The following is a 13788-nucleotide window of genomic DNA, read 5'->3' as shown; positions in this document are numbered from 1 at the left end:
GCTGGTATATATATTATTGCTTAACAATTTTGATCGCTCCCTGGCCGTTGATCCGCAGGACGTACAGGCCGGGGGCGTATCCTTCTGTATTTATTTCATAGGACGCGCTGCCGCTCGCGTGGTAGGCGTGTGCGCCCGTGATGTGTATCAACTCCAGGGTAAAGGGTCTGTCGCTTTTGTGCGCGATATGCAGCTTGCCTTTTACGGGGTTCGGGTGCACGGTATACTCTGTGAGGATCGATTCTTCCACTCCTGTTACGATAAACTCGACGCAGTTCCAGGCGTCACAACCGTTGCTGACCACGCGGGCGCAGACCCTTTGTGCACCTGTAGCGAGGGGAGGCGGGGTATAACTGCTGCCCGTGCCGGCAAGCTGGTTGTCGGCGAGGTACCACTGATAGGTTGTGATGGTTGGGTCTGCAGAGGTTGCCGTGAACTGGTAGCCGGAGCCTGTTTGCGTCATGGCTACGAGGAAGACCGGACGTACGCCGGCGGAGAGCGCGACGGGCATACGCCGGGAAGGGCTGTCGCCGCTGATGTTGGCGACATACAGCGTCTGCGACCTGGTTAGCGTATCGAACGTTACGGATTCGCTGCCGCTGACGAGGAAAGCCTCTTCCTGGTCTTTCGTGCGGTACCAGGCGAATTGTGTACCGCCCCCGCCGAGATTTACCCTTTGAGGCGCACCGAGGCAGCCGTTGCCGAGGATGTCGACGGTGGGGGCTGAGCCGGCGCAGGTTTCTTCGCAGGTAAGCCGCTGATTGGCGGTAACATTCGTATACTGGCTGGTACAACCGGATGGCCAGGCGATGGTAAGCGCGTCTATGGTGGTGGCATCGCCCAGGCCGAAGAACGCTTCGTCGCCGACTTCGCCGCTGACGGGGCCGGCATCGGTGGTGATGGTGCGATGTTGCCAGACACCATTGACGTTCACGGATACCACGGCGCCGGTCCCGGCAGCGGGAGATATGTTGCCCCGGAGGCGGATTTTTAGCCAGTTGTTGGTGCAGTTATTTTTTACGGTCGCGCGACCCGCGATCAGATCCTTCGAGCCGTTGTTGTCGTAGTCGTACCACGTAAATGCGGATAGGCCGAATGCATCGAACGCGGGAATAGAAAAGCCTGCTTCGCCGTCGTTGCGGTTTAGCCACGCGCGCTCGTTCTGATACGAGATCACATCCTGGTCGCCGTCATTGTCAAAGTCATAGAATTTGGCGCTGTAGTTTCGATAATATTCCAGCGTTTCCGGACGCGGCTTTTCTACGTAGCGTGTACCATCATGCTCAAAATACCGTAGCTGGTCGTACTGGCCTATGAGCAGGCAGCGCTTGCCGTTTACATAGCTGGTGGAGAGATTCTGTATGCGGGTAGGCACTACGTAGGGCGGCCCTGCCAGGGAGATATATTGTTGCAGCGGTACTTTCGTAAAGCCTGTACCTTGCTGGTTGAGCAAGATGTAGGCGTCGCCCTGCTCGGGCTGGTTGATGGCATCCACGTAACCGTCGCCATTCAGGTCTTCCCACAGCATGCCGATGGGCACAGCCTCCACATTATTTTTGCGGGGAAGGAACGTCAGGTCAAGCTCGGTAAAATGGTTACCGTCGCCGTTGTTGAGATAGGCACGGTCATGGGTAGAGCCCGAGAGGTATAGATCCAGCCAATGGTCGTTGTTCAGGTCGATCCAAAAGCTTTGGCGGGTGGCGATACCTTCGGGGCAGATCGCGCCGGTTTCTGCTGTAAAGCTCCCGTCGCCATTGTTGCGATACAGTATATTCGGTATAGGAGAAAGAACATGCGTCTCCCGCGCACGGTGGCGGTTGATATAAAAGTCGAGGTCGCCGTCGTTGTCTACATCGGCGGTGCTAAGGCTCTGGAAGCCCTTGCGCTCGCCGGGAAAGGGGGTATTGATGCGCGCAAACTGCCCGGTGGTGGCATTGTAGCGGAAGACATTGATCTTGTCATTTGTCAGAAAAAGCTCGCGTTGGCCATCGCCATCGAGGTCGGCCCAATGTTGGAACGTGAGGCTGTCAACTTCCTCCATGCCGGTTGGGGAGACGGCCTCGAGGGGTAAATGTTCGGGGCCCTGGCCGGCGGCATTTGTTTTCACCAGCACGGGCAGGTCGGACAGGTCGGGATAGTCCCGTATAGGCAGGACGGTCAGGATGGCAAAGCCGATGTTGGCTGTCGACGCTGCTGATGGTACCGTTCTGCCGCCGACCTGGGCCAGGCTGTGGTATACGGTGGCCGTTTCGGTAAACGAGCTGCCGGTAAATACATGCAGGTCCATGCCCGGCTTGTTTTCCGCGGGTGTGGCCACGGCAATGTCGCCGTTGTTGCTTTGCGACAGGTATGTCGTGGTGGGGATGGCTGCCGCGTGGGTGAAGAGGTCTGCCTGTTGGGTGACGTTGAGGTTGTCGCCGTACACGTATAGCGTGGCCGTGCGGCCGTTGTTAGTAGTACTGAGCGCGTATAGTTTATTGCCGTATACTTTTACATCCAGGAGGGGCGGAAGTCCGGGGGCTGCCGCGCGGGGCGTTCCATTGGCCTGCGTGAGGATGATGGAACCGGCGCCGGTTTCGGCATCGCGGCCTACGAGTACCAGGTCGTGGTTAGCCAATTCGCCTATGTGGACGATGTCTATGTTTGCCGGCAGGGTATATACACGGTCGCTTTGTATGGTAAGGTTGGCGTCTGTTAAAAAGAGGTGCGGGTTGCGGTAGCCATTGTCGTTGGGCGTACTGACGAGGATGGCGGCACCGTTGTTGCTTAGCCCGGCGACTTTGGCGCCTTTGAACGCCGCAGTATATAACGTGGCCGATTTGCTGTCGGTTAGGTCATGGTTGACAGAGACCAGTGTCAATCCGCCCTTCGCCTCACCACCCACGACCAGCACACGGTCGGCGGTCACACCGATGCCGGTAAAAGGGTACACCGTAGCGGGGAATACGTCCAGTGGCAGTTGGCCCAATCGGTAGCCGGCGCTATTCAGGCGGGTGACATGATAGGGACTGCCTGACAAAACATAATAATCGTTTGCCGGGGATTGCAATACTTCTATTCCCTGGTAGCTCTTGGGAATGGGGCGCTCAAAAAAGCCCTGGGCGGCCGCCGGGCGACAGACCAGAAAACATGAGCAAATAAAAAGAGAGATGTACGTAAAAATCCGAATCATAGCAACGCTTTAAAAGTTGGATAGTTGATCACACCATGTGAGACACCCAAATAACGGAAAAAGTTGGCGTGCGTTGCTGGAAAAGAATCAAGAAGCGCTGAATTCTATACCGGTGGCTGCCGGTTTTTAAGGGCGGGGTGGATTTTATATCCATCCCGCCCTCTCCCTAGGGGAAGCTATCGGGCGACTTACGCCCCGAGCTTATACTTGATGGGCAGCACCATGCGGGCGCGGACGATCTTTCCACCTGCTTTGCCGGGTGTCCAGCGGGTGAGCTTCGCTACGCGCAGGGCTTCGTTGTCCAGCCCTGGCGATACACCTTTCTCTACGCTGGCGCCCGACACGGTGCCATCTTTTTCTACGACAAAGGTGACGAACACCGTACCCTCCACGTTGCGCTTACGGTCGTCGGCAGGATACTTGATATTCTCGCCCAGGAAGGAATATAATCCTTGCATGCCGTTGTTATAGTAGGTTGGCATATCGTCTACAACCTCCATTACCTCCTGGCTGGGGGACACTTCCTGCTGTGCGGGTTTCTGTTGCTGGGCAACCACCTGCTCGCTGCTGACAATAAAGTAGCAGAAGGCCGTGGCACAGAGGGTTAGCATGGCCACCCGCGGGGTGGAGATGCCGGTCTTATGTGTTTTGATCATGTTGATACGTTTTAAGATGAATGAATGAGAAAATGAATGGGCGATGGGGACGTCGGCCGACGCTAAAGCAACCTTCGCCAGCAGGCTGCAGTATTCACGTACCTCACTGTCCGCCGCCGCGCGCGCATCGGCTTCGAACTCGTGAAGTTCCGTCAATAGTCTTTTATAGATCGCCAGGACGGGGTTGACCCAAAAGATCGCCTGGAGTATATAGATCCACAGAATGTCGATAGAATGGTATTGCCGCACGTGCACCTGTTCGTGCCGTAGCACCCACGCGCGTGCACCGGGCATTGCTCCCTCGCTTCCGAGGAAGATGCGACCGAAGAATGAGAATGTACTATAAGGGGCGGGGAGGACCACGACGGGTGTGCCGTGATAGTGCCCGGAGGGACGGTACGTTCGCGTCAGGCGCCACAGCTGCCACAACCGGAAGAGAAACCGTATGACGAAGAATATTATGCCGGCGGCATAGAACCATTGTATATAATACCACACATCCGACCCTGTGCGGGCAGGCGCGGTCTGGTCGGTGACGGTCACGACTTCCAGCCAGGTCGTTGGGATGACGTTTTCTACCGCGAGGTTAATGCCTGCTGACGCGGTGTGCCCAAGCGGAACAACGATGGATACCCCGGTGGCCCCCAGCAAGATCCACCGTTGCGCGGTGAAGGCAGTCTGCCGCCACAGGAGCAACCGGTATAACAGCAGCAAGAAGCAGAGGCAGAGATTAGCCTCCAGGAAGTAGTTCAGCCAGGGAGTCATGATTTTCCTTTTTTAGCGTTTTTCACTTCTGCCAGTAGTTTTTGCACGTCGGTGGTGCTCAGTTTGTTTTCGCGCGCGAAGAAGGAGACCAGGTTTTGAAACGAGCCGTCAAAGTATCCTTTTAATAAATTATTAAGGTAGAACCGGGTGTACTTCTCTTTACTGATGAGCGGATAATACTCGTGTGTTTTGCCGTAGGCGGTATGGTCGATAAAGCCTTTTGTTTCCAGGATGCGCACAATGGTAGAGACGGTGTTATAGGCCGGCTTGGGGTCGGGCATGGCTTCCACAATGTCTTTTACAAAAGCTTTTTCCAGTGTCCAGAGGATCTGCATGATTTGGCCTTCGGCTTTTGTTAATTCTTTTATGTCTTTCATGATGCGTGGTGGGCAATCGTTGAACAGGCTGCGCTGTTTGGGGCAGTACTTTTGGTTACTAAGTAATTAGTTATAAAACTAATGATTTAGTTGATTAGGTGCAAGGGGGTTTAACTAAATTTTTAGTTGATGACGAGTAGTGGCGGTAAAATGTAGTGTGAGCGTGTCCGCTTTCGCTATCACGCTCACACTGTTTTTTGCTACTGCTCGCCGGAAGGCTTTGGCAGCGGTGTGCTCAGTGCGGCGGGCTTTCCAAAGACAGGTATATCGTTGGCCCATGTAAAAGGTTGTATGCGGGCGGAACGGCGGCGGCCGCAGCCCTGGCCGGCGCCGGGGTTGGCGTGGTAAAAGAGCCAGTGTTCGTTGCCGTCGGGTGAGGTAAAGAAGCTGCAGTGGCCGGGGCCAAAGGCTTGCGCGTCGGCATTTGTCGTAAACACGGGCTCAGGTGTTTTTTTCCAGGAAGCAGGATCGAGCAGGTCTGCTTTTGCCGGAGCTGTCAGCAGGCCGAGCGCGTAGTGGTCCGTCCAGCAGCCGCTGGCGGAGTAGACCATATGTACCTGGTTGCCGTGGGTGAGAAACTGTGGCCCTTCGTTCACGGTGGGCGTGTTGCCCGCAGCAAAGCCGTGTACTTCCCAGGGTAGCTCGGGACGCGAGATGCGGATACGCGGGCCTTCGGGTGTAATGGGGTCACGCATGTGTACGATATAGATGCCCTGGCGTACGTTTTCGTCGCCTTCCCAGCCGGCCCAGGCAAAGTATAGCTTGCCACGATGCTGCAGCAAGGTGCCGTCGATTGCCCACTTGTCGTCGGCGAGAGCGAGTTTGCCTTTGTCGTTCCAGGTGCCAGTAAAGGGATCGTCGGACGTATTTTCCAACACCCACATGCGGTGATTTTTATTGTCGCCATCGTCGGCGGCATAGTAGCAGTACCAGCGGCCGTTGACACGGTGTACCTCGGGCGCCCACAACTCTTTTGCGTTGCCGCCGGTGGCCGGGGGTGTCCAGATGGTTTTCCACTCAGCCTTGGCCAGGGCGCTCATGCTGCGCGTGCGGTACAGGCGGATGTTGCTGCCGGTGGTGTGCGTAACATAGTACCAGCCGTTATGCTGCACGACCCAGGGGTCGGCGGCGGCGGGAAGGAGGGGGTTGGTGAACGTGGTATGTTGCGCCAGCGTGATGGTGGCCAACAGCGACAGGGTTGTTACCAGGAGCGGGCGCACAAGGCGCCCGGTATACAATGCGAATATGGTCATACGATCGTCATTACGAATGACCAAAATACATATTTCCTTTATATGGTCCGCTTTCGGTGCCGGCTGTCTTGCAGGTCGGCGTCGGTGAGCTTCATCTTGCGCACCTGCGTAGGCGGGTAGCCATAGCGATCTTTGAATGCCTCGGAGAAATTGGCCAGCTTTTTATAGCCGATGCCATGTGCGATTTCCTGCATGGTTTGTTCGGTCGTGCGTAACAGCTCCAGCGCTTTCTTGAGCCGCTCTTCGATTACGAACGAATATAGCGGAATGCCAAACAATGTCTTAAAGCCGCGCGCCAGCTTGATGGGGTCCATATCCACTTGCGTGGCGATGAGCCCGATGGTGAAGCTGTTGTTGACGTGGTCGAGTATATATTCATGCGCTTTGTGCAGCTTTTCTATTTCGCTTTGGCGCAGGCTGAGATTGCGGGGGTTTTGATTGGTCGTGTTGCTGTGTTGGAGGCAGAGCAGCAGCAACGTGAGGATTTTGCCACGCAGGAATTCTTCACGCGTGTCGCCGGTGAGCATATTGGTGAGGATGTCCCACAGAATCTTGTGCATTTCGGGCAGCGTGTGCAAGTGGCGTGTGCTGAGCGAGCAGGGAATGCCTTTGGCGACATGGTGCATAAACAACTTGAGCGGTGGGAAGATGTCTTCGAACTGGTGCAGGTAATTGGGCGTAAATTGAAAGCTCAGCGAGCGGTATTTACCAGGCGGCATGAAGTAGGAGCAGCGCAGCGATGGTACATAGACCATGTTATACTGATTGCGCCGCAGGGTGCCGGGCGCGAAGCCGGTGATGTTATACTGCAGATGGTCGTCGATGTTGAAGTATAGCACCAGGCACGGGCGGTTTTCGCTCATCACCAGGTTGGCGGGCTGTTCGGGTTGCTCGCATGAATAGGTGATCGTGCAATGTTCGATGCGGTGCTCGATCAGGCCTTTCAGGACAAAATTGCCTTCCGGGTCTTCGAATACAAAATCTTCCCGGTGGGGATTCGGGTTCTCATCACTGGGGAGCAGAACGGGATAATCTAAACGGTTGAACCACATACGGTTTTGGGGTTAAGTGTTATGGTTAGCATAAATTTTGTGATAACTTGATAGAGACTGTTTACGTATTCGGGAGCATTTTTTACGTTTTTTGAAAATCTTTCCCCAAAACGCACACTTTTGGATGTCCTAAAAGCCCCGCAGATCCCCAAAAAAAACACTCATTCTTCTTATACCACGCCGGAGACGCCGTGTCTTATGCTTAGTAACGGCCGGGGTCAATTGAGGAAAGTTATCATCAACCTTAATGTCTTTTGCCGAACAAACCAGAGCCTATGAGTCGATTGATATCTGCGGTGCGAGGTATGGTCTCGCTGATGTTTGTATTGATACCGCTGGCGTTTGCCAGTGCGCAAGTGCATAAGCCTGTGAAGTGGAGCTTTGTCTCTGTTCCTGGAAAGGGCAGCGAAGCCACGCTGATGATTACGGCTACGCTGGAGGACGGCTGGCATATATACTCCCAGTATATTGAAGAAGGCGGTCCACTTCCCACGACGATCTCTTTTAGCGCCTCACAAGATTATACGCTTGTCGACAAAGTAAAGGAAGAAGGCATGGCGGTTAAAAGCTATGACAAAACCTTTATGATGGACATTGTCTGGTATGCCCGCAGCGTGGTGTTTTCGCAGAAAGTAAAGCTGCACACTCCGCTGACAATCATTCAGGGCAAGGTGGAGTTTATGGTGTGTACCGAGGAGATGTGCCTGCCGCCGGAAGTGATAAGCTTTAACCTCGAGACAAAAGCAGACAAGCCTGAAAAGCGTGGAGCCGTCCGTGAAATAGGACAGGTTGTGCCGGTCGCGGCACCGGTCCGCCACGACGACACAGAACCTCCTGCCGAGACTCCGGTGGCGACCGCCTACGTTGCTGCGCCGGACTTGCGGCAGGAGCCGGTATTCCCATCGCTCGTCGAAGCGGAAAATACAAAAGACCTTACAACACCGGACGATGCTTCATCATCCTCTCTTTGGGGCATCTTCATCGCGGGCTTCCTGGGCGGCCTGGCTGCCATCTTCATGCCGTGCATCTTTCCGATGCTGCCCTTTACGGTGGGGTATTTTACCAAGCGCAGCGCCAGCCGGAAGGGCGCTGTGCACACCGCGATCCTCTATGGTATTTCCATCATTGTTATTTACGTCGCGGCGGGCCTGGGCATTACGCTGGCCTTTGGCAGCGACGCCTTAAACAACCTGTCGACGAATGGCATCTTTAACATTGTCTTCTTCGTGCTGCTGGCAGTTTTCGGCGCATCTTTCCTCGGCGCCTTCGAGATACGGTTGCCGCATGCCTGGATAGACCGTGCGGATGCACAAGCCGATCGCGGCGGCGTGACGGGTATATTTTTTATGGCCGCCACGCTGGCATTGGTTTCCTTCTCGTGTACCGGGCCGATCATTGGTACGCTGCTGGTGGAGGCCGTCTCTGTTGGCGGTGGCCTGACGCTCGGTCCGATCCTCGGCATGACGGGGTTCTCGCTGGCGCTTGCCTTGCCATTTACCCTGTTTGCTATGTTTCCTTCGTGGCTGCAGGCGCTGCCCCGGTCGGGTGGCTGGCTGAACAGCGTGAAGGTGGTGCTGGGCTTTCTGGAGCTGGCCCTGGCGCTGAAGTTTCTCTCGAACGTCGACCTGGCCTATCACTGGAACTGGTTCGACCGCGAAGTTTTTCTGGTGCTTTGGATCGTCTTGTTTGGGGCGCTGGGCTTTTATCTGCTGGGCAAGTTGCGCCTGCTGCACGATGCAGCGGTAGAGGGTCTGGACCCGGGGCGGTTGTTCCTGGCGCTGTTATCACTGGCGTTTGCCCTGTACATGGTGCCGGGTCTGTGGGGTGCGCCGCTCAACTCTATTGCGGCCTTTCTGCCGCCCCAGCAGACGCAAGATTTTGATCTGTATACCAGCCAGTTAGTGGCGACCGCCACCCCCGGCGACGCTGCCCGCAAGAAGTATGATGATATCTTTCACGCGCCGCATAACCTGAACGCCTACTTTGACTACGAAGAGGGACTGGCCTATGCGCGGCGGGTGAATAAACCTGTGATGATCGACTTTACCGGTCATGCGTGTGTAAACTGCCGTAAGATGGAGATGACGGTGTGGACAGCGCCGGATGTACTGCAAAAGCTGCGGGAGGAATATGTACTGATTCAGTTATATGTGGATGATCGCACGGCGTTACAAACCGAACAGACGGTTTCGCCCTACAGTGGTCGCACGCTGGGGACCCTGGGAAACAAATGGAGCGATTTGCAGGCGTCGGTGTTTAAGACGAATGCACAGCCCTACTATGTTTTAGCGGATGGTCGCGGCACGCCGTTGGTCAACGCCCGGGGTGCTGATTATGATGCCACGAGCTTCGGACAATTTTTGGAAGCAGGCTTGCGTCGCTTCCAGCAGATGGCCGGGCAACCGCGTGGTGTGGACGGAAAGCTAGCGTCGGGCAACTGACGAAAATCCTGCCCGTGGCAGGTATAGAAAGAAACACGTTATACAATAAAGAAAATTTCCGTTGTGGTTAAAAACCCTCTCTCAGGTGACATTCAGGGGCCGGTATGCGGATTCTTGTTTTATTTTAGGATTCATCATACGATTTAGGTTGAAAAAGAGTTATGCAACGCTACCGGCACCTGAGGTCACCGATTCGTACAGAACTGGTCATGTTGTTGTTGATAGAACAGGTTCAGGAAAGAAAGCCCAAGGCGCAATGGTTACGGCGCTGCGGGCTTTTTTATTTACCTTTACTTCGCCGGTACCCTTGTGAGGGTAGGGGGTACGATAGGTTTCCTCTCGGTCAACCCTACGCCCACACTCACACGGCACTAAACGGAAAACCGTATGATGATGCGAATGAACAATCCTGCAGTATCGAGAATATGTAAAAACCTGCTAAAATGTGGTACAACACCCTTCCGATCTTTTCCTTTTTTCGACCAGGGTGACGATAGCCTTAAAAATACTTTTGGTAATAATAAAAATATTTCCCGTTAAAATTTCATGAGTTCGAACATACTTCCGAAATTAATACTCATAGTTATGCCCCTGCCGACCGCTGTCACGTTCCGCCGGAAGCTATATTATACTAAAGGTGCCGAATCTGACTGCCTGATAGATATGTTTGTAAATGGATCAGCGTCTATCAAAGAACCCGCATAATGAGAAAGTTCTTTTTGTATTTAAGCAACGAGTTTAATCGGTTCTGGCAGATAGAAGTGCTCACCAGCTCATGTACGATCACCATCACGGAAGGACGCGTAGGAACGTTTGGCAAGGTGACCAACCGCGTCTGTGCCAGCGAGAAAGAGGCCTTGAAAGAGGCGGTGATGATGGCCTACGAAAAGCAGCGGGAGGGATATTTCGAGGGGCAGGAGGGATTTATCAAGCGGTATGAGCTGCCGCGGCTGCTGAAAGAAAGCCTGCTAACCGAACGTACGTTTATCATACGCGACCAAAAGGTCGCATTGCCACCGGCGCCCGACATCCGCCTGATCAGCGTGCTGGTGGAGCATCAGCACGACCTGATCTGTCCAGGGAGCGCTGTGGGCCAGGATCCCTACGGCCACCTACACGGTGTCTATTGCACGACGGCCTACGAGCTGGCCATGCTGCGCGACGACACAATAGACCGCCGGCTGATCTGGCTCCCCCTGCTGGAGCTCTACGCCCGCTGGGACGCCGTCCAAAAACAAATATACATTTATCCCGACCGGACGTGGAGCGACATAGAACAAGATATTGCCGGCTACCTCGACCCGGCCCCGGGTGATCCGGGGCGGCATCACAACATTGAATGCAGCTACGCTATTTGGGACTACTTCGATTTTAAGCCTTACAATCTGCCTGAGCGCATAAACGAAATCATCAACACGCCCGCTGAGAACCGGCGCGAGCGGGCGGAGGAGTTTATGAAGCAATATGAGATGCGACTGCTGCGCCACCCGGCCACGGAGTACATGGAGGATGCGTACAACGCGCTGGTCACACTCTATCACCTGATCGGACAGTGGTACGAAGAGGATGCGGATTATTATAAGGCTGTGAAATGGTTTGAGCGCAGCTTGCTGATTGTGCATCAATTGACGCCCTCGCAGATCCGTGTATTTGCCGATATCTTTCTGCAACTTAGCTTCTGTTACCTGGAAATGTCACGTTTCGATCTGTCGCTGTTGTATATCAACCTGTACCAGCGCTACGACCCCACGTCGCAGGACGCCTGCGAGCAGATCCGCGATTCGATCGAGCGGTCGCGCGCGCTGTATGAAAAGGCGATGGAGTCGTACTGGAAGGCGTTGGAAACAGTGACGGCTGAATCGTACGAAGAGGCTATACGCATTACGCACCAGGCGCTTGACGTCGCGCCGAACGATCCGGCGCTGCATTTTAACCTCGCTTGTTTTTATTCGATCATCCGGCATTATCAAGACGCTTTGTATTATTTCGAACAGGCCCTGCGAAAGGGGTTTAACGACGAAGAGAAGATCCGCAACGACGAGGATCTGCGCAACATCCGCGACCAGAAGGAGTTTGCGGAGATCTTGAATAAGTATTTTCGCTGAACACACTTCCCCCCTTTGTTAAATAAAGAAAGCCATGCGTGAGCATGGCTTTTAAATTTTTAGGGAGTTGGTTGTTCGTACAGGTGTCGGTAAGGTTGGGCATCATTGCCCTTGTTTGACGGCACTGGGCGTAAAGCCGAACCGGCGCTTGAAGGCAGAAGTGAAGTTTGGCAAATTTTTGTAGCCTACGGCTTCGGATACTTCGACCACGAGTTTGTCGGTGTCGCGCAGCAGATGGATGGCACGCTGCATGCGTTCTTCGGTAAGCAGGGCAAATACGGTAGTACCGTATACTTGCTTGAAGCCGACCTTCAGTTTAAATACATTGATGCCAACCTTTTGTGCGAGCTCGTCGAGCGTGCACGGCTCTTCCAGGTTGGCCACCAGGTACTGGCGTGCTTCTTCTATGCGCTGGATGTCGGAATGACGACGCAGTGGGCGCACGAGGTTACCTTCGGGCGTGATGTTTTGCAGTGCCAGCATGAGCAGCTCCAGTACTTTCGCTTGCAGGAACATGCGGCGGATCTTGCCGGTGTAAGTGCATTGGAGGATGTGCTGGATGATGGCCATCATTTCGGGCGTTCCCGACATGTTGGCGCGGTTGATCTGTGCCGGTGTCGAACTCAGGCTGTCGAGGAATGCGGAGAGCAGCGGAAAAGGCTCTTCCCAACGCTTGAGGTACGCGGGCGTAAAGTGAATGATAAAAGACTCGTACTCCTGCTCGCCGCGGAAGGTACGCGTCGACTCCATCTCCGGCAGGTAAAACATATTATACTGGTTGCGGTAGATGATGCCGCCGGGCAGGCCCGGGGTGGTGTAGTTCATATCGTTCCGCACGGCGAAGTGGAATCCGAGGAACGGACTCGGTACGGAATACGATACGGTCATATCCTCGTGACAACTATACGTGTTGTGCAACAACGTATAATCCTCGCAAAGGATCTCGCGGAAGACCAGATTGCCATAGGGCCCCGCGGCAACGACGGTGAGACCGTCTTCGTCACATTGTAACGGCTGAAGGAGTGCCCGGCCATGGCCTTGCACAGATACCTTCAACTGACTGTAGAAATAATCCCTGTTTTTTGAGTTCATACTTTACATATTCACAAAATTGCATTTATCGTTGAGAAGGTCTTGTATTTCTATGTAGTACATTCTTGTTACAATTCGCAGCCCCCAGGGCTGTACAACGATTAACACGCAAGTGTACGTCGCTTTAAAAAGTCTGTCTGTTTCCAGAACAGCGACAGTAGATGCCTATGAAAGCACTTTGTTAAAGGTTGAAAATAGAAAAAGAATAAATTCTAACCAATATGAATGATGCAATCAAAAGCATTTTAAAACGATCTGTCGGTTGTGTGGGGAATTCGCTCCCCGTGCGCTGTTTTCTGTTGCAACGGCTGCCGAATGTAGATTGTTATATACTGTTTAGAAAAATCATACCAACATTTATACCGGATAAATCATGTATGATTGACATTTATGTGCGCTCAGGTTCGGTAGAGGTGTTCTCTCATTAAACGCACAAAGCATGCCGGTTCGTATGCGTTTTAAGTTTTTTCCGGCTGGTTAGTCAGCCACGTGTATGCCTCGGGATACGATGCGAAGATCCGCACGGTTACATTGGTCGTGGGCATCGCGCGCCGTGCCGAAAGATTGGCGAAAATATTGCCCGATGAGATCCATGCAAAGTGTGTAAGCCCGGCTTCCACCATTTGCGGAAACCAGATGCTGTTGGTCCAATCGGCCGACTCCTGCCACGGCCCCGTGACGAGTGTGTTATCGTTCAGCACTTTGTGGATCTGCAGTTTGTGTAAGAGCTCGATCATGCGCGCTCCCGAGTTAAAGATTGATTCTTTGTTCTGAAAGCCGATCCAATTGCAATACAAAAAACGGTGCGTCGTATCAAAGCTTATCTCGATATTCTTAGCACTGAAAAGCATCTCCATAACTGTTTGGTTTGGGTT

General features: G+C 53.8%; 9 protein-coding genes. 2 read left to right on the top strand and 7 right to left on the bottom strand.

Translation table 11 applies throughout. The annotated features are described in order from the left end of the window. Nucleotides 1-13: 13 nt before the first annotated feature. The 5 genes from K7P01_RS30650 to K7P01_RS30630 form a co-directional block, all read right to left on the bottom strand. Nucleotides 14-3172, bottom strand: coding sequence for an FG-GAP-like repeat-containing protein (locus K7P01_RS30650; protein WP_267298419.1), 3159 nt, complete (start codon nucleotides 3170-3172; stop codon nucleotides 14-16). A 188-nt stretch (nucleotides 3173-3360) separates the two neighbouring features. Continuing rightward, the gene (locus K7P01_RS30645; RefSeq protein ID WP_267298418.1) at nucleotides 3361-4593 is read right to left on the bottom strand and encodes a M56 family metallopeptidase; all 1233 of its coding nucleotides are present in this window, start codon (nucleotides 4591-4593) and stop codon (nucleotides 3361-3363) included. Continuing rightward, entirely contained in the window at nucleotides 4590-4961 is a 372-nt protein-coding gene (locus K7P01_RS30640) for a BlaI/MecI/CopY family transcriptional regulator (protein WP_267298446.1), read from the bottom strand. Before K7P01_RS30640 ends, K7P01_RS30645 begins: the two co-directional genes overlap by 4 nt. Before the next feature lie 209 nt (nucleotides 4962-5170). Then, nucleotides 5171-6223, bottom strand: a complete 1053-nt coding sequence (locus K7P01_RS30635; RefSeq protein ID WP_267298417.1) for a glycoside hydrolase family 43 protein — start codon at nucleotides 6221-6223, stop codon at nucleotides 5171-5173. Between the two features lie 38 nt (nucleotides 6224-6261). Further along, complete coding sequence (locus tag K7P01_RS30630; protein WP_267298416.1) at nucleotides 6262-7275, bottom strand: helix-turn-helix domain-containing protein; 1014 nt, start codon at nucleotides 7273-7275, stop codon at nucleotides 6262-6264. A gap of 275 nt (nucleotides 7276-7550) precedes the next feature. Between K7P01_RS30630 and K7P01_RS30625 the strand changes: the two genes are divergently transcribed. Next, entirely contained in the window at nucleotides 7551-9716 is a 2166-nt protein-coding gene (locus K7P01_RS30625; RefSeq protein WP_267298415.1) for a protein-disulfide reductase DsbD family protein, read from the top strand. A 704-nt stretch (nucleotides 9717-10420) separates the two neighbouring features. After that, on the top strand, nucleotides 10421-11821 hold the full coding sequence (locus K7P01_RS30620) for a TPR end-of-group domain-containing protein (protein ID WP_267298414.1): 1401 nt from the start codon (nucleotides 10421-10423) through the stop codon (nucleotides 11819-11821). A 102-nt stretch (nucleotides 11822-11923) separates the two neighbouring features. Here K7P01_RS30620 and K7P01_RS30615 read toward each other — a convergent pair whose 3' ends face one another. Then, complete coding sequence (locus K7P01_RS30615; RefSeq protein WP_267298413.1) at nucleotides 11924-12913, bottom strand: helix-turn-helix transcriptional regulator; 990 nt, start codon at nucleotides 12911-12913, stop codon at nucleotides 11924-11926. Between the two features lie 458 nt (nucleotides 12914-13371). Then, nucleotides 13372-13770 (bottom strand): hypothetical protein, encoded by a 399-nt coding sequence (locus K7P01_RS30610; RefSeq protein WP_267298412.1) that lies wholly within the window; start codon nucleotides 13768-13770, stop codon nucleotides 13372-13374. Nucleotides 13771-13788 lie beyond the last annotated feature (18 nt).

It is taken from the genome of Parachryseolinea silvisoli (assembly GCF_021190955.1).
Lineage (GTDB): Bacteria > Bacteroidota > Bacteroidia > Cytophagales > Cyclobacteriaceae > Ohtaekwangia > Ohtaekwangia silvisoli.
The sequence above is the reverse complement of the archived record's forward strand: the minus strand, read 5'-3'. Positions and strand labels throughout refer to the sequence as shown.